Source organism: Streptomyces fungicidicus, assembly GCF_003665435.1.
Classification (GTDB): Bacteria; Actinomycetota; Actinomycetes; order Streptomycetales; family Streptomycetaceae; genus Streptomyces; species Streptomyces fungicidicus.
Map to the genome: position 1 here is coordinate 6,204,987 of NZ_CP023407.1, position 17,051 is coordinate 6,222,037.

14 protein-coding genes are annotated in these 17,051 nt (G+C 70.4%); 6 read left to right on the plus strand and 8 right to left on the minus strand.

Going from position 1 to position 17,051, the window contains the following annotated elements; translation table 11 throughout:
• Positions 1–243 precede the first annotated feature (243 nt).
• Both CNQ36_RS27960 and CNQ36_RS27965 read left to right on the plus strand, forming a co-directional pair.
• Positions 244–1,827 carry an acyl-CoA carboxylase subunit beta gene (locus tag CNQ36_RS27960; protein ID WP_121548025.1) on the plus strand — a complete coding sequence of 528 codons (1,584 nt, stop codon included), beginning with the start codon at positions 244–246 and terminating at the stop codon, positions 1,825–1,827.
• A 35-nt stretch (positions 1,828–1,862) separates the two neighbouring features.
• Positions 1,863–2,051 carry an acyl-CoA carboxylase subunit epsilon gene (locus CNQ36_RS27965; protein ID WP_040906073.1) on the plus strand — a complete coding sequence of 63 codons (189 nt, stop codon included), beginning with the start codon at positions 1,863–1,865 and terminating at the stop codon, positions 2,049–2,051.
• Between the two features lie 338 nt (positions 2,052–2,389).
• On the opposite strand, the gene CNQ36_RS27970 is transcribed toward CNQ36_RS27965, so the two are convergent.
• The 8 genes from CNQ36_RS27970 to CNQ36_RS28005 form a co-directional block, all read right to left on the minus strand.
• Positions 2,390–2,971: a GTP-binding protein gene (locus tag CNQ36_RS27970; protein WP_030216560.1), complete on the minus strand. Its 582-nt coding sequence runs from the start codon at positions 2,969–2,971 to the stop codon at positions 2,390–2,392.
• Positions 2,952–3,524: a DUF742 domain-containing protein gene (locus tag CNQ36_RS27975; RefSeq protein WP_004925001.1), complete on the minus strand. Its 573-nt coding sequence runs from the start codon at positions 3,522–3,524 to the stop codon at positions 2,952–2,954. Before CNQ36_RS27975 ends, CNQ36_RS27970 begins: the two co-directional genes overlap by 20 nt.
• 94 nt (positions 3,525–3,618) lie before the next feature.
• Positions 3,619–4,032 (minus strand): roadblock/LC7 domain-containing protein, encoded by a 414-nt coding sequence (locus tag CNQ36_RS27980; protein WP_004983065.1) that lies wholly within the window; start codon positions 4,030–4,032, stop codon positions 3,619–3,621.
• 10 nt (positions 4,033–4,042) lie between these two features.
• Entirely contained in the window at positions 4,043–7,306 is a 3,264-nt protein-coding gene (locus CNQ36_RS27985; RefSeq protein ID WP_121548026.1) for a nitrate- and nitrite sensing domain-containing protein, read from the minus strand.
• A gap of 375 nt (positions 7,307–7,681) precedes the next feature.
• Positions 7,682–8,272 carry a GTP-binding protein gene (locus CNQ36_RS27990; RefSeq protein ID WP_121548027.1) on the minus strand — a complete coding sequence of 197 codons (591 nt, stop codon included), beginning with the start codon at positions 8,270–8,272 and terminating at the stop codon, positions 7,682–7,684.
• Positions 8,253–8,648: a DUF742 domain-containing protein gene (locus tag CNQ36_RS27995; RefSeq protein WP_004924977.1), complete on the minus strand. Its 396-nt coding sequence runs from the start codon at positions 8,646–8,648 to the stop codon at positions 8,253–8,255. Before CNQ36_RS27995 ends, CNQ36_RS27990 begins: the two co-directional genes overlap by 20 nt.
• A 111-nt stretch (positions 8,649–8,759) precedes the next feature.
• Entirely contained in the window at positions 8,760–9,173 is a 414-nt protein-coding gene (locus CNQ36_RS28000) for a roadblock/LC7 domain-containing protein (protein WP_003993189.1), read from the minus strand.
• A 9-nt stretch (positions 9,174–9,182) separates the two neighbouring features.
• Entirely contained in the window at positions 9,183–12,989 is a 3,807-nt protein-coding gene (locus CNQ36_RS28005) for a sensor histidine kinase (protein ID WP_121548028.1), read from the minus strand.
• Positions 12,990–13,594: 605 nt separating this feature from the next.
• On the opposite strand from CNQ36_RS28005, the gene CNQ36_RS28010 reads away from it, so the two are divergent.
• From CNQ36_RS28010 to CNQ36_RS28025, 4 genes are all read left to right on the plus strand, one after another.
• Positions 13,595–13,783 carry a hypothetical protein gene (locus CNQ36_RS28010; protein ID WP_040906070.1) on the plus strand — a complete coding sequence of 63 codons (189 nt, stop codon included), beginning with the start codon at positions 13,595–13,597 and terminating at the stop codon, positions 13,781–13,783.
• Between the two features lie 160 nt (positions 13,784–13,943).
• Positions 13,944–14,729, plus strand: a complete 786-nt coding sequence (locus tag CNQ36_RS28015; protein ID WP_121548029.1) for a fumarylacetoacetate hydrolase family protein — start codon at positions 13,944–13,946, stop codon at positions 14,727–14,729.
• A complete protein-coding gene (gene gltX / locus CNQ36_RS28020) occupies positions 14,722–16,206 on the plus strand; it encodes a glutamate--tRNA ligase (RefSeq protein ID WP_121548030.1) in 1,485 nt (494 codons plus the stop codon). Before CNQ36_RS28015 ends, gltX begins: the two co-directional genes overlap by 8 nt.
• A 73-nt stretch (positions 16,207–16,279) precedes the next feature.
• Positions 16,280–17,011, plus strand: a complete 732-nt coding sequence (locus CNQ36_RS28025; protein WP_121548031.1) for an HAD family hydrolase — start codon at positions 16,280–16,282, stop codon at positions 17,009–17,011.
• Positions 17,012–17,051 lie beyond the last annotated feature (40 nt).

Below are 17,051 nucleotides of genomic sequence, written 5' to 3' on the forward strand. Positions count from 1 at the left end.
GAATAGCGGCCACCGGACGCCCGCCGCAGCCGAGAATCACTCCGTGGGCGGCAGGCTCCTGCCATGAATGTGAGGTGACTCTCAGATGACGTCTTTGTGTGACCTCTACAAGCACGACGGCCCCTGAGCAGTCGGAACGGCTGCGAGTCGCCCTGGTTCTGTTCGGTGGTACCAGGAAAACACCCCGAGGACTGTGAGGAGTCGACGGCTCGCATTTGCGGTGGAGCTTCGTAAGGTCACTACATGACCGTTTTGGATGAGGCGCCGGGTGAGCCGACCGACGCGCGCGGACGCGTGGCCGAACTGCACGAGATCCGTGCCCAGGCACTGGCGGGCCCGAGCGAGAAGGCCACCAAGGCGCAGCACGCCAAGGGCAAGCTGACCGCGCGGGAGCGCATCGAACTGCTGCTGGACCCGGGATCCTTCCGCGAGGTCGAGCAGCTGCGGCGGCACCGGGCCACCGGCTTCGGTCTGGAGGAGAAGAAGCCGTTCACCGACGGTGTCATCACCGGCTGGGGCACCGTCGAGGGCCGTACGGTCTTCGTCTACGCCCACGACTTCCGGATCTTCGGCGGCGCGCTGGGCGAGGCCCACGCCACCAAGATCCACAAGATCATGGACATGGCCATCGCGGCCGGAGCGCCCCTGGTGTCGCTGAACGACGGCGCCGGCGCCCGCATCCAGGAGGGCGTCTCCGCCCTCGCCGGCTACGGCGGCATCTTCCAGCGCAACACCAAGGCGTCCGGTGTCATCCCGCAGATCAGCGTGATGCTCGGCCCGTGCGCGGGCGGCGCGGCCTACAGCCCCGCCCTGACCGACTTCGTGTTCATGGTCCGCGACACCTCGCAGATGTTCATCACCGGCCCGGACGTCGTCAAGGCGGTCACCGGCGAGGAGATCACCCAGAACGGCCTGGGCGGCGCCGACGTGCACGCCGAGACCTCCGGCGTCTGCCACTTCGCCTACGACGACGAGGAGACGTGCATCCACGAGGTGCGCTACCTCCTCTCCCTCCTGCCGCAGAACAACCGCGAGAACCCGCCCCGCGTGGAGTGCTCCGACGACGCGGACCGCCGCGGCGACGTCCTGCTGGACCTGGTTCCGGCCGACGGCAACCGGCCCTACGACATGGCCAAGGTCATCGAGGAGATCGTCGACGACGGCGAGTACCTGGAGGTCCACGAGCGCTGGGCGCGCAACATCATCTGCGCGCTGGCCCGGATGGACGGCCAGGTCGTCGGCATCGTCGCCAACCAGCCGCAGTCGCTGGCGGGCGTGCTGGACATCGAGGCGTCCGAGAAGGCCGCCCGCTTCGTCCAGATGTGCGACGCGTTCAACATCCCGATCCTCACCTTCCTGGACGTCCCCGGCTTCCTCCCGGGCGTCGACCAGGAGCACGGCGGCATCATCCGGCACGGAGCGAAGCTGCTGTACGCGTACTGCAACGCCACGGTGCCGCGGATCTCGCTGATCCTGCGCAAGGCGTACGGCGGCGCGTACATCGTGATGGACTCGCAGTCCATCGGCGCGGACCTCACCTACGCCTGGCCGACCAACGAGATCGCCGTGATGGGCGCCGACGGCGCGGCCAACGTCATCTTCCGCCGCCAGATCGCCGAGGCCGAGGACCCCGAGGCCATGCGGGCCCGCATGGTCAAGGAGTACAAGTCCGAGCTGATGCACCCGTACTACGCGGCCGAGCGCGGTCTGGTCGACGACGTCATCGACCCCGCCGAGACGCGTGAGGTGCTGATCCGGTCCCTGGCGATGCTGCAGACCAAGCACGCCGATCTGCCGTCCCGTAAGCACGGCAACCCGCCGCAGTAACCCGGCGGACATCTCTCCCAGGGAGACTGAGAGCCATGAGCACACCTGACATCCGCGTCGAGAAGGGGCACGCCGAGCCGGAGGAGGTCGCCGCGATCACGGCGATCCTGCTGGCCCGGGCGGCCGCGCAGCCGTCGGCTCCGGCGCACCGGGGCCGGCCGCGGGCCGGCTGGCGCCGCCTGGAACGCGAGCCGGGCTTCCGAGCCCCCCACAGCTGGCGCTGACCCCAAAAGGGCCCCTCCTTCGGGAGGGGCCCTTTCCCATCCCCCGGAGCTTCAGTGCCCCGGGGGATGTCGCGCTGCCCGGCGCCGACGAGGCGCCGCCTGCGCCCACCCGTGCCGCCCCAGCGGCACATCCGCCCGCAGCCACCACCAACCCCCTCAGGGGCGCGGGGAACTGCGCGACAAGCCACGAACCACCCGCACCCGGCAGACGGCGGTATGCCTCGAGGGGCGCGGGGAACTGCGCGACCAGCCACGAACCACCCGCACCCGGCATGCGACAGCCCCCGGCGGCCTGGTGGCCGCGGGGGGCTGGGCGGGTGGCGGGCGTCAGCCCCCGCCTAGCGAAGGCGCGCCATCAGCGCATGCTCCACGAGAGTGATCAGCGCCGACTTCGCATCGGCCCGATGCCGCGCGTCCGTCGTGATGATCGGAGTGTCGGGCCCGATCTGCAGCGCCTCCCGCACCTCGTCCGGCTGGTACGGCTGCTGCCCGTCGAAGCCGTTGAGGGCGATCACGAAGGGAAGCCCCGAGTTCTCGAAGTAGTCGACCGCCGGGAAGCAGTCGGCGAGACGACGCGTGTCCACCAGGACGATCGCGCCGATGGCGCCGCGCACCAGGTCGTCCCACATGAACCAGAACCGGTCCTGCCCGGGCGTACCGAAGAGGTACAGGATCAGGTCCTGGTCCAGGGTGATACGGCCGAAGTCCATGGCGACCGTCGTGGTCGTCTTGTCCCCGGTGTGGGTGAGGTCGTCGATGCCCGCGGAAGCAGACGTCATGACGGCCTCGGTGCGCAGCGGGTTGATCTCCGAGACGGCGCCGACGAACGTGGTCTTGCCCACGCCGAAACCGCCCGCCACCACGATCTTCGCGGACGTGGTGGAGCGGGAAGGCCCTCCGCTAGAGCTTGCGAAGTCCACTGAGCACCCTTTCGAGCAGTGTCACGTCTGGCTGGCCGCCGGCGTTCTCGTCGCCGCCGGGCTGATGGATGGCGACCAGGCCCGCCTCCGCCAAGTCGGCGACGAGGATCCTGGCCACGCCGAGAGGGATCGTCAGCAGGGCCGAGACCTCGGCCACCGACTTGATCTCCCGGCAGAGGTTGCAGATCCGCTGATGCTCGGGCAACTGGCCCTGCATCTGGTGCGGCTGCGCGGTGGTGTGCACCAGCGCCTCGATGGCGAGCTGGTACCTGGGCCTGGTGCGGCCGCCCGTCATGGCGTACGGGCGCACCAGGGGATTGTTCGACGCCCCGGCGGGCGCCGGCTCGGGCGTGCGGCGCTGCGGCTCGACCGGCTGGATGCGCGGAGCATACGGCTGGTCGTACGGCGAAGGGCCGGGGCCCTGCGGTACGTACGGCTGCCGGTGCTGTGGCGCGGAGGGGTAGCCGTACCGGTTCTGGGACCCGTCGTTGTGGTCCTGGGCAGGACCGTACGACCAGTTGCCCGCGGATGAACCGTCTGGGGGTGTTGCCACTTTCTCCTCCTCCGACTGTGCCTGGCGCCCATCACTGTGGAGCCGCGTCCCGAAACCTTACGGCCCCGGGACGCCAAAACGCACCGTCCGTCCTTTAGTTGAGAAGGCTCCCTTGGAGCTCCGCACGAAGGTCCGGGGTCAGGACCGTACCGGCCCGGTCGACCAGAAGGGCCATCTCGTACCCAATGAGGCCGATGTCCGCTTCCGGGTGTGCGAGAACGGCGAGCGACGAACCGTCGGAAATGGACATGATGAACAGGAATCCCCGCTCCATCTCCACAACCGTCTGGTTCACGCTGCCGCCCTCGAAGATCCGGGAGGCGCCTGCCGTCAGAGACGTCAGACCGGAGGCGACGGCCGCGAGCTGGTCGGCGCGGTCGCGCGGGAAGCCTTCGGACATCGCCAGAAGGAGTCCGTCGGCGGAGACCACCACCGTGTGGGACACCCCCGGGGTGTTGTCCACGAAGTTGGTGATCAACCAGTTCAGGTTCTGTGCCGCCTGGCTCATCGGGCTCACACTAACGCTCCTGGTTGTAGGTGCTGTCAGAACCGAAGCCCTGACCGTTCGTTTCACTGCCCGCGCTGCGGCCCCGTTGGACACCGCGTCGCAGGTTGCTCAGCCTGCCCCGGACGTCTTCCGGGGCGCGGGAGACCTGGGGGCCTCCCTGGGGGGTGGTTTCGGCGGCTCCCTGGACCAGGTTGGCCTTGGGGACCCGTCGCGGCAGCCCGGAGGAAGTAACTCCGCCTGCCTTGGGCTTACGGAGCGACGAGGCCTGCTGCCAGCGTTCGTCGTTCGCCGAGCGCCAGCTGTCGCCGTCGTTCTCCTGGGGGGAGGCCGGCGGCTCCTGGTTCACGCTCCGCGCGCCGCCCGTGCCGTTCGCGCCGCCGCCGCCGGTGGATCCGCGGCGGGGAAGCCCGGCGTCGGTCAGCTCGTGGGCGTCGGAGGGAACCGGTCCCGGACGGTCGAAGCCTACGCTGTCCTGCTCAGGTGCGTCAGCGGCCTGGGTAAGTTCCGGCTCGGGGGCCTGAGCGGGGTACTGGTCCGGGTAGCCGTTCCGGTAGCCGTCCTGCTGCGGCCAGTCGTCGTCCTGGCGCCGCTCGGTGAAGGGCGTGAAGGAGCCGGTGGCGCCGGCGGCCGCGTGACCGTCCCGCGCCGGGTCGGCGTAGGACTGCTCCGGGTAGCCGCCGTTGGACGAGAAGGCGTCGTTCTGCGGGACCTGGCCGTTCGGCGCGTAGTACCCCTCGCCGTACGCCTGCTGCTGGGGCTCCGCGTACGGCGTCTGCTGCCCGTTGTCGTACGCCTGCTGGTCGTAACCGGCGGACTGCTGCCCCTGGTAGCCGCCGTCGAAGCCCTGCCCGTTGTCGTACCCCTGCGGGGCGGCGAACTCGTCCGGGAAGGCGGGCGCCTCGGGATTCTCCTGGGCGTTCGCGGCGGTCAGCTCGGGCTGTGCCTGGGACTCCAGGGCGGCCCGGCGCTCCTCGCGCATCAGGGAACGCCCGACGGGGTCCAGGTCCCGGATGTCGTCCGGGACCTCCGTGTAGCGGCTGTCGTCGAAGCCCAGCTCCGCGGCAGTGCGCAGGGGCTGCTGCTGACGGCTGAAGTCCTCGCCGCCGAAGTTCTGCTCCGGGATGATCTGGGAGACCGTGAACTCGTCGCGCTGCGCATGCTGTTCGCCGCCACCACCGTGGGTGATCGCGTCCGGCAGCATGACCAGCGAGGTGGTGCCTGCCTGCTCGCCCGACGGGCGCAGCTGGACCCGGATGCCGTGCCGGTCGGACAGCCGGCCGACCACGAACAGGCCCATGCGCTGGGAGATCGCGGCGTCCACGGTCGGCGGGTTGGCCAGCTTGTGGTTGATGTCCGCGAAGTCCTCGGCGGTGAGGCCGATGCCCTTGTCGTGGATCTCGATCATCACGCGGCCGTCGGGGAGACGGGTCGCGGTGACGCGGACCTTGGTCTGCGGGGAGGAGAACGTGGTGGCGTTCTCCAGGAGCTCGGCGAGCAGGTGCACGAGGTCGGTCACCGCGCGGCCGTGGATCTCGGCCTCCGGGACGCCGGACAGCTCGATGCGCTCGTACTGCTCCACCTCGGAGGAGGCGGCGCGCAGCACGTCGACCAGCGGGACCGGCTGGTCCCAGCGGCGGCCGGGCTCCTCGCCGGCGAGGACCAGGAGGTTCTCGCCGTTGCGGCGCATACGGGTCGCGAGGTGGTCCAGGCGGAAGAGGTTCTCCAGCTGGTCCGGGTCGGCCTCGTTGTTCTCCAGGTCGGTGATCAGGGTCAGCTGGCCCTCGATCAGCGACTGGTTGCGGCGCGACAGGTTGGTGAAGATCGCGTTGATGTTGCCCCGCAGCAGGGCCTGCTCGGCGGCGAGCCGGACGGCCTCGCGGTGGACCTGGTCGAAGGCGCGGGCCACCTCGCCGATCTCGTCCGTGGAGGTGATCGGGATCGGCGCGACCCTGGTGTCGACCCGGCCCGGGTCGGTACGGGAGAGCTGGTCGACCAGCATCGGCAGGCGCTGCTCGGCGATGCCGAACGCGGCGTTGCGCAGCTGGCGCATGGAGCGGCTCATCTGGCGGGCCACCATGCCGGCCAGGATGAACGCGGCGAGCAGGGCGACGACGACGACGGCGCCGGTGACGAAGGCGTCGCGCCGGGCGTCGTCGGCTATCTGGGAGGCCTCGTTCACCGCGGTGTCGGTCAGATCCGACTCGATCTCGCGGTAGCCGTCGTACTTGAGGGTGTTCACGGCCCACCAGTTGGCGGGGGTGATGCCCTGGCCGGCCAGATCGGCGCGGGCGGCGGCGTCCGTGGAGGGAAGACGGCCCAGCTCCGAGATCATCGTCTCCGGCTTGGCGGGCGGCGGGACGTAGTCCGGGTCCTGCTGCTTGGCCTCCTTGGCCATGGCGGCGCCCTCGGCCTCGATCCGCTGCGCGGTCTGCTCCAGCTTGGCCGTGTCGGCGTCGGTGCCGGCGCCCTTGTACTCCTCGATGGCGATGCCCTCGAGGTAGGCGTAGGAGGTGAGCGCCACCCGCTGGCTGGCGAGCTGGCTGTCGGTGGGTCCGGGCTTCACCAGCAGGTGCATGCCGATGGACCGCTGCAGCGACAGCGCGGCCTTGGTGAGGGAGATCGCGTAGACCGAACGTCCGTAGCTGGTGATGTTGCCGGTGCCCAGGCCGAGCTCGTTGGCGAACTCCATCAGGGGGTGGGCGACGGCGACGTAGCCCTCCTCGGTCTGCACACCCTTGAGCTTGCTGGTGTACGCGCCGGCGCGCAGCGCGGTCAGCTGCGGCTCGGTCTCGCGGAACAGCCGCAGCCGGCGCTCCAGGCCGGGCTTGCCGGGCATGCTCTGCGCGGCCTCGTCGAAGGCGTCGGCGGCCTTGTCGGTCGCGGCGCGGGCCTTCGTGACGTCGGGGTCGCTCTTGCCCTTGCCCTGAAGGAGCGGGACCGCGGTGACGTCCCGCTCGTTGTAGAGGGCGTTGGCGTAGGTGAGGGAGGCCTGGACCAGGCGCGCGGTGTTCTCCGCGTCCTCCGCCTCGTTCCAGGTGTCGATCGAGCTCTTCACCTGGAAGCCGCCCATGACCAGGCCGACCAGCACGGGGATGAGCAGGATGGCGTTCAGTCTGGTCGTCACCCGCCAGTTGCGCGGGGACAGGCGGCCTCCGCTCGGGGCGGGCGCGGCCGTCGGTTCTGGACCGGGCACGGGGGCGGGCGCCGCTGTGCGCGGCGGCGGCGTGAAGTTGCCCCGGGCCGACGGCTCGGGACTGTTCTTGCTTCGCCTCACTCGACCAACAACCTCTCGGCGGTCGGCACCAACGTTGTGCCGCTGTGTCTCAGAGCCCGGTGTGCCATCGACGAGTGAGTACGTCTTTGACTATTGGGCAGTTCAGGCATTCCAGCATGCCGACCAACCCTCTTCCAAACAGTGGAAGACGGGGAATCCGGGTGACGTAAGTCCCAGATAAAACGGTCATAAAGAACGAGCACCGGCAAAAGGCGAGCCGTTCGAACGCGCAGTGGTACCGCGCGAACGCGTCGCGTGTCGACCTCCCCCGGATCCTCTGCCGAAACGTTATGAACACCGGGGCCGGCGGTGTCGAAGGACACAGCCGGCTCCGGTACATCTGCGACAACTACCGTATGTCGCTTCTTTTTTGATCTACCTGAGACGCGCCATAAGGGCATGTTCGACCAGGGTGATCAGCGCACTCTTGGCATCCGCGCGGTGCCGTGCGTCGGTGGTGATGATCGGGGTGTCGGGCCCGATCTGCAGTGCCTCGCGCACCTCTTCCGGCTGGTAGGGCTGCTGTCCGTCGAAGCCGTTGAGGGCGACCACGAAGGGCAGTCCGCTGTTCTCGAAGTAGTCCACCGCCGGGAAGCAGTCGGCGAGGCGGCGGGTGTCCACGAGGACCACCGCGCCGATGGCGCCGCGCACCAGGTCGTCCCACATGAACCAGAACCGGTCCTGCCCGGGCGTACCGAAGAGGTACAGGATCAGGTCCTGGTCCAGGGTGATACGGCCGAAGTCCATGGCCACCGTGGTGGTGGTCTTGTCCCCGGTGTGGGTGAGGTCGTCGATACCCGCGCTGGCGGAGGTCATCACGGCCTCGGTGCGCAGCGGGTTGATCTCCGAGACGGCGCCGACGAACGTGGTCTTGCCCACGCCGAAGCCGCCCGCCACCACGATCTTCGCGGACGTGGTGGCACGGTTTTCGGAGACCGCCCCGCCGCTAGAGCTTGCGAAGTCCACTGAGCACCCTTTCGAGCAGTGTCACATCGGGGGCGCCGGTCGTCTCGTCGCCGCCCGGCTGGTGCACGGCGACGAGTCCCGCCTCCGCCAAGTCGGCCACCAGGATCCGGGCAACACCCAGCGGCATGTTGAGCAGCGCCGAGACCTCGGCGACCGACTTCACCTCACGGCACAGATGGCAGATGCGCTGGTGCTCCGGGAGGAGCCCCATCAGCGCTGCCGGGTCGGCCGTCGTACTGATCAGTGCCTCGATGGCCAGCTGATAACGCGGCCTGGTCCGGCCACCGGTCATCGCGTAGGGACGCACCAGTGGCTGGTCGCCCTCGTCCTCGTACGGTTCCGCGTACGGATCATGAGAGGCGGTGGGCGGGGTCATGGGTCCTCCGGGCGGGACAGCAAGTCGGTCAGTCAAGCCGTCTGACGGGGCCGGTGGGGGGAGTGTGGCGGCCGGACGGTGATTTGGTGAGACGGGTGGTGCCGGGGCCGATCAGTGGAGCAGACTTCCCTGTAGCTCGGCGCGCAGGTCCGGCGTGAGTACCGCCCCCGCGCGGTCCACCAGGAGCGCCATCTCGTAGCCCACCAGGCCGATGTCGCACTCCGGGTGCGCCAGAACGGCCAGGGACGAGCCGTCCGAGACGGACATGAGGAAGAGGAAACCTCGCTCCATCTCCACGACCGTCTGGGCCACGCTGCCGCCCTCGAAGATCCGGGAGGCGCCGGCCGTCAGGGAGGTCAGTCCCGAGGCGACGGCCGCGAGCTGGTCCGCGCGGTCGCGCGGGAACCCCTCGGACATGGCCAGCAGAAGACCGTCGGCGGACACGACGACGGTGTGGGACACCCCGGGGGTGTTGTCCACGAAGTTGGTGATCAACCAGTTGAGGTTCTGTGCCGCCTGGCTCATCGGGCTCAACTAACGCTCCTGCTGGTGAGTGGGGTTCGGGAAGCTGCCGGTCTGGGTGGTACCGGCCTGACGACCCTGTGCGATACCCCGACGGAGATTGGTCAGCCGGCCGCGCACGTCATCGGGGGCGCGCGAGACCTGAGGACCGCTCTGGTGCTGTTGCTGCTGAGCCGTACCCGGGACGAGGTTCGCCTTGGGTACCCGGCGCGGCAGGCCGGAGGTGGTGACGCCACCCGCGGCCGGCTGCCGGACGCGTTCGGCCTGCCGGACGAGCTCGTCGTTGGGCGAGCTGCGCCAGGCGGTGGAAGCGGACCGCTGCGGACCGGTGGGGCCCTGCGGCTGCTGGGACTGCGGGGACTGAGGCTGCTGTTGTGGCTGCTGGGGTGCCGGAGCCGAGCCGTTGCCCTGCTCCGGTGCGCCGCCGGCGCCGCCACCGCGGAACCAGTTGGTCTCCAGCGTGTCGTACAGCGGCGTACGGCCGTCACCGGGACCGGAGGCCGGAGGCAGGGCCCAGGCGTCGGACGCCGGGCGCTCGTCGGGCCGCCGCGCGGCACCGCCGTTGACCTGCTCCGGGTGGACCGGCCGCGCTTGCGGGGCGGGCGGACGCGGGGCGGGGAAACCGCCGCCCTGCGTGCCGTTCGCCTGCGGAAGCTCGAACTGGCCGGTGGCCGCCGGGTCCCCGGCGTTCGGACGCTCCGGCAGGGAGTGCCGGCCCGTGGAGCCGTTGTCCTGCCCAGGCATCTGGAACTGACCGGTGGAGCCGTTGTCGTAGCCCTGCGGAGCGGGGAACTGGCCCGTCGCGGCGGGATTCTGCGCGTTCGGCCGGCCCTGCGGGGCGCCGAAGATGTCGCCGCGGACGAACTGCCCCGGGTCCTGGGAGCCGTTCGCGCCGGGCTGGGCGTACTGGCCCGTGTGCTGCGGGAACTGGCCGGTGTTCTGCGGGACGTCCGCACCGGGAGCGCCGTAGCCGGGAGCGCCGGGGTTGTGACGCTCGTCGAACCGGGGGATCTCCGCCGTCGCGCCGGGGCCCTGCCGGTCGTCGAACCGGGGCATGGCCGACGTCCGGGCGGTGTCCGGCTCCTCGTGACCGCGCGGGGTGTCCAGCGAGGCGCGCGGCACCGGCGGCTGGGCGTTCTCGTCGCTCCAGCTCGGCACCCGCGGCTGCTCACCGCCGGGCAGTTCCGGACGCGCGCCACCGCGCGGCGGGAGCTGCGGACGACGGCCGCGCTCGGTGTTGCCGCCACCGCGCTGCGGCGGGACCTGACCGCGGGCGCCGCCGAAGGCGTCCCGGTCCTGCTGCCCGCCCTGGGCCGGCGACTGCATCCCCTGCGGGGCGCCGGGCGCCTGGCCGCCGAAACCGGCCCCGGCCGGGGCGGCCGGACGGCCCTGCGGAGACGCCGTGGGGGCGCCCCGGTCGAACAGCGAGGGCGCGGCGTTGCCCGGCTGGCCCTGCGGCGTGCGCGGTCCGTCGGGCCGGCCGGAGCCGTCCCGTCCGGGCAGCGCGGCCCGCGGTCCCTGGCCGGCACCGAGCCGGCCGCCGGAGGGAGCGCTGCCGAGCGCACCGCCACCGGGCTGACCGGCACCGGCGGCACGGCGCGCGGCCGCGGCGCCCGCGGCGGCCTGCGCGGCGGCGGGGCCACCGCCGCCCGCGCCCGGCTGACCCGGCTTGCCCTGCGGCTTCTTGCCGCCCTGGGCGACGTCGACGGGGAGCATGACCAGCGCGGTCGTACCACCGGAGTCGGACGGGCGGAGCTGGATGCGGATGCCGTGGCGCTGCGACAGCCGGCCGACCACGAACAGACCCATGCGGCGGGAGACGGAGACGTCCACGGTGGGCGGCGAGGCGAGCCGCTCGTTGATCGCCGCCAGGTCCTCGGGCGACAGACCGATACCGGTGTCGTGGATCTCGATCAGGACGCGGCCGTCGGGCAGCGCGTGACCGGTGACCTTGACCTTGGTCTGCGGGGAGGAGAACGAGGTCGCGTTCTCCAGCAGCTCGGCGAGCAGGTGCACGAGGTCGTTGACGACCCGGCCGGCCACTTCGGTGCTCGGCACCGACGCCAGCTCGATGCGCTCGTACTGCTCCACCTCGGACGCGGCGGCGCGGAGCACGTCGACCAGCGGGACCGGGCGGGTCCACCGGCGGCCGGGCTCCTCACCCGCGAGGACGAGGAGGTTCTCACCGTTACGGCGCATACGCGTGGCGAGGTGGTCGAGCTTGAACAGCGAGGAGAGCTGGTCCGGGTCGGCCTCGCGGGACTCCAGCTCGGAGATCAGCGACAGCTGGCGCTGGATCAGACCCTGGGAGCGGCGCGAGAGGTTGGTGAACATCGCGTTGACGTTGCCCCGCAGCAGGGCCTGCTCGGCGGCGAGGCGGACCGCCTCGCGGTGCACGTCGTCGAAGGCCGCGGCCACGCGGCCGATCTCGTCCCGGGAGTGCACACCGACCGACTCCACGGACGTGTCGACGTCCTGCGGGTCGGACTCGGACAGCTGCTTGACCAGGTCCGGCAGACGTTCCTGGGCGACCTTGGTGGCGGTCTCCTCCAGCCGGCGCAGCGAGCGGATCATGGAGCGGGCCACGACGAAGGCGCCGACCAGCGAGACGCCGAGCACGATCAGGATGACGACACCGGAGACGATCGCGTCGCGCTCGGTGGCGCTGCGCAGCTCGCGGGCCTTCTGTTCCATCTCCTCGAGCAGCGTGAGCTCGATGTTCTTCATCTGCTGGATCTTGGTGGAGCTGTCGTCCAGCCAGTCGCGGTAGGACCGCTTGCCGACCGAGGCGAGGCCGAACTCCGAGGCCAGGGCGCGCCCGGCGTACTCGTCGGTGGCCTTGATCGTGCTGTTGCCCTCCTCGATCGGCAGCAGCAGTTCGCTCGCGGTGACGTCGCCGTAGATGCTCTTGAAGCTGCGGAGCTCCGACTTCTGGCTGGCCAGCGCCGACTCGGCGTAGAGCCGGTCGTTCTCGGAGAGGTCGCCCTTGGAGGTGTTGCTGGCCGGCAGCGCCGCGGCGAGCACCGCACGCTGGATCGACGCGTACTCCTTGGCGGAGGAGAAGGACGCCAGCGCACGGGTGCGCTGGATCATGTCGGGGTTGCTGGTCGCCTCGGCCATGTCCTGGGACAGGTCGATCAGGTTCACGATCAGGCGGTGGTAGCCCTCGACGGTCTGCGTGGAGTTGCGCTCCGACTTGAAGGCCGTGTTGCGGATCTTCTCGAGCTCGCCCAGGTCGCCGGCGAGCTGGACGAGGTTGTCGCGGACGCCCTTGAGGTTGCCGTCCTTGCTCGCCTCGTCGATCTCCTCGGAGCTGTCGATGAAGACGTTGCGCGCCCGGTCGGTCTTCTCCCGGAAGCCCTTGACCGAGAAGTCGGTGGCCTTGCCGCCGTGCGCCAGCGGGCCGGCCGACTGGTCGCGCTCCTCCTGGAGCGCGGCGGCCAGTTCGGTGGCCTGCTTGGTCATGTCCGTCAGCAGCTTCATGTTGTCGAGCTGCTGGATGTCGTCCATCGACTGGTTGATGCGCAGGGCGCCCAGCGAGGTGGCCGCGACCACCGGGAGCGCGAGCAGCGAGACCAGACGGGTCGAGATCCGCCAGTTCCGCAGGGCTATTCGCGGTCCCGGGCCGGTCGGGCCCTTCGGAGCGGCGGGCGCCGGGGCCGCCGGGCCCCCGGTCGTGGCGCCGCCGGCGTTCCCGGAAGAGGCCGGGCCCTGGTTCTGGGCGTGCTGGGGCGAGGAGCCGACGGCCTTGGGGCCAGTCCCGCCGTGCGGCTCCGGCTCCGCCGAAGCGCTGCCATCCCTCTTGAAACGTCCCTGCACTAGCGTCGCAACCTCTGAACCAGGCACCTCTCCGCGTGAACGGCGAGGCACGGTGTCGGCGTCATAGGGGCGCCCTGAATACGCCCCCGTGGTGGTCGTGAGTGACCGGCGCTGGTTCCCCCTTCTCGCCCGCCACGCGGCGCGACTGTGCGCCCCCTGTGCACCGGCTCGATCCTGCGGCGGTCCGTGGAATTCCAGCACAGTGCAGGATCTCCAACAAGGCCCGAGGCCCTACCCGTGAGATACGTGACACGGCGTGAGTGACCTATCACCAGCGGTAGAAAGTGATCCAGTCGATATCGGGCATATGGCCCCGAGTCGGCTCGACCGTCAGGGTGTCCCAGTCGCCATGATCGGGAGCGGAATGGTGCCTTCAGGGGGAGAATGTCCGATTCCGACTCACCCGGATCCAGTCCGGAATGGCTGGTTTGTCCGCCGGTCAGTGAGCAAACTCACACGGAGATCAACGCCTCCGGCCGCGGTCGGCGGGGAATTGCATGTTTAGCCTGACGCTTTACAGGGATGGCAAAACCGACAACCCGCGCCTCCACCGGGGTCCTCGACCCCCTCCGGGCGCCCGCCGACAGGACAGGGTCAAGTAAACAGTGAAGACGACGACGATGTTCCACAAGATCGCCAACCCGCGGCGCACGACGCTGGCCCACCTCGACGGCGCCGGTGAACTGCAGACGCCGGCCCAGCAGGAGCACGCCGTCGAACTCCCCGCCCAGACCGCCAATCCCAGGCGCACCATCCTCATGGAGATCCCGGTCGCGGCCGACGCCGCGAAGTGACACCGGTCCGTACGCGAAACGGCCGCGCGGCGTTCAACGACGAGGGGCGCCCCCACGGAGACGGGGGCGCCCCTCGCCGTCATTGCGCGAGGCCGCGACCCCCTGCGCGTTAGCCTGGAGCGTCAGACTTCAGCCGATCGGTCAAGGGGACGAGCATCCCGTGCGCATCGCCAGATTCTCCATCGACGGGAACGTCGCCTTCGGCGCGGTCGAGGGTGAGAAGCAGGACGAACTCGTCCTGGACATCATCAAGGGCATCCCGTTCGCGGACTTCGAGCTCTCCGGCACCAAGGTCCCGCTGAGCAAGGTCAGGCTGCTGCCCCCGGTGCTGCCCAACAAGGTCGTCGCCTTCGGCCGCAACTACGCGGACCACGCGAAGGAGATGGGCAACGAGGTGCCCGACGCCCCCTTCGCCTTCTTCAAGCCCGCCACCTCGGTGATCGGCCCCGGCGACGAGATCCAGTACCCCTCCTTCTCCCAGGAGGTGCACCACGAGGCCGAGCTGGCCGTCGTGATCGGCCGGCTGTGCCGCGAGGTCCCGCGCGACCGCGTCAAGGACGTGATCTTCGGCTACACCTGCGCCAACGACATCACCGCGCGGGACGTCCAGAAGCGCGAGAAGCAGTGGGCGCGGGCCAAGGGCTTCGACACCTCCTGCCCGCTCGGCCCCTGGGTGGAGACGGACCTGGACATCGCCGCGGCGAACGACCTGACGATCCAGCTCACGGTCAACGGCGCGCAGCGCCAGCTCGGACGCACCAGCGAGATGACCCACCCCATCGAGGACCTGATCGTCAACATCTCCGAGGCCATGACCCTGCTCCCGGGCGACGTCATCCTCACGGGCACCCCGGCTGGGGTCGGCCCCCTCAACGTCGGCGACGAGGTCGCCGTCACCATCGAAGGCATCGGCACTCTCACCAACAAGGTTGTCAAGCGTGGCTAGCGCATCCGGCTCCCCCGTACGCGTCCGTTTCTGTCCGTCGCCCACCGGTAACCCCCACGTGGGCCTGGTCCGCACCGCCCTGTTCAACTGGGCGTTCGCCAAGCACCACCAGGGCACCCTGGTCTTCCGCATCGAGGACACCGACGCGGCCCGCGACTCCGAGGAGTCCTACGCCCAGCTGCTCGACTCGATGCGCTGGCTCGGCTTCGACTGGGACGAGGGCCCCGAGGTCGGCGGCCCCCACGCCCCGTACCGCCAGTCGCAGCGCATGGACCTCTACAGGGACGTCGCCGCGAAGCTCCTGGACGCCGGCCACGCCTACCACTGCTACTGCTCCCAGGAGGAGCTGGACAGCCGCCGCGAGGCCGCCCGCGCCGCCGGGAAGCCGTCCGGCTACGACGGCCACTGCCGCGAGCTCACCGGCGCGCAGGTCGAGGAGTACAAGGCCCAGGGCCGCGAGCCGATCGTCCGCTTCCGGATGCCCGACGAGACGATCACCTTCACCGACCTGGTCCGCGGCGAACTGACCTTCACCCCGGAGAACGTCCCGGACTACGGCATCGTCCGCGCCAACGGCGCCCCGCTGTACACGCTGGTCAACCCGGTCGACGACGCCCTGATGGAGATCACCCACGTCCTGCGCGGCGAGGACCTGCTCTCCTCCACCCCGCGCCAGGTCGCCCTGTACAAGGCGCTGACCGAGCTGGGCATCGCGAAGCGGACCCCGGCCTTCGGCCACCTGCCGTACGTGATGGGCGAGGGCAACAAGAAGCTCTCCAAGCGCGACCCGCAGGCATCGCTCAACCTCTACCGCGAGCGCGGCTTCCTCCCCGAGGGCCTGCTCAACTACCTCTCGCTGCTCGGCTGGTCACTCTCCGCCGACCAGGACGTCTTCACCATCGACGAGATGGTCGCCGCCTTCGACATCGCCGACGTGCAGCCGAACCCGGCCCGCTTCGACCTGAAGAAGTGCGAGGCGATCAACGGCGACCACATCCGCATGCTCGATGTGAAGGACTTCACGGAGCGCTGCGCGCCCTGGCTCAAGGCGCCCGTCGCGCCCTGGGCCCCGGAGGCCTTCGACGAGGCCAAGTGGCAGGCCATCGCCCCGCACGCGCAGACCCGCCTCAAGGTCCTCTCCGAGATCACGGACAACGTCGACTTCCTGTTCCTCCCGGAGCCGGTCTTCGACGAGGCTTCCTGGACCAAGGCGATGAAGGAGGGCAGCGACGCCCTGCTGCGCACCGCCCGGGAGAAGCTGGACGCGGCCGACTGGACGTCCGCCGAGTCCCTGAAGGAGGCCGTCCTGGCCGCCGGCGAGGCGCACGGCCTCAAGCTCGGCAAGGCCCAGGCCCCGGTCCGCGTCGCCGTCACCGGCCGCACGGTCGGCCTACCGCTCTTCGAGTCCCTGGAGGTCCTGGGCAAGGAGCAGACGCTGGCCAGGATCGACGCGGCGCTGGAGCGGCTCGCCGCCTAGCACCGGCAGTGAGGGGCGGCGTCCGGAACCATCCGGGCGCCGCCCCTCCGCGTTCCCGGGTACCGTCGGTGGCATGGCGATCCTGGCCGTCCTCTGGGACGTGGACGACACACTCTTCGACTACACCTCGGCCGACCGCGAGGGGATGCGGGCGCATCTGCTGGCGGAGGGGTTGACGGCGGGATACGGCTCCGTGGAGGAGGCGCTGGAGCGCTGGCGGGAGGTCACCGAGCAGCAGTGGGCGCGGTTCGCCGCGCGGGAGGTCGACTTCGAGACGCAGCGCCGCGACCGCACCCGTGCCTTCCTGGACCGGCCGGAGCTGACGGACGCCGAGGCCGACGACTGGTTCCAGCGCTACGTCACGCACTACGAGTCCGCCTGGTCCCTCTTCCCGGACGTCCTGCCCGTCCTGGACGCCCTCGCGGCCAGTCACCGCCACGCGGTGCTCTCCAACTCCAGTCTCCACGTCCAGGACCGCAAGCTGCGCGTGCTCGGGGTCCACGACCGCTTCGAGGCCATCCTGTGCGCCGCCGAACTGGGCGTCTCCAAGCCCGAGGCCGGCGCGTTCCTCGCGGCCTGCGAGGCGCTGGCGCTGCCCCCGGACCAGGTGGCGTACGTCGGGGACCACCCGGAGATCGACGGCCGGGGCGCCGCGGAGGCGGGGCTGTCGTCGGTCTGGATCGACCGCGGGAAGAGCTGGGTGGCGGTCGAGCCGCCCGTGGGACCGCGCCGCATCGCCTCCCTCGCCGAACTCCCCGCGATACTCGCCGATACTCGTTTTGGAGCCCCGTCGTCCTTCGGGTAATGTTCTTCCTGCGCCGCGGGGAGCGGGCCGGAAGGCCGGA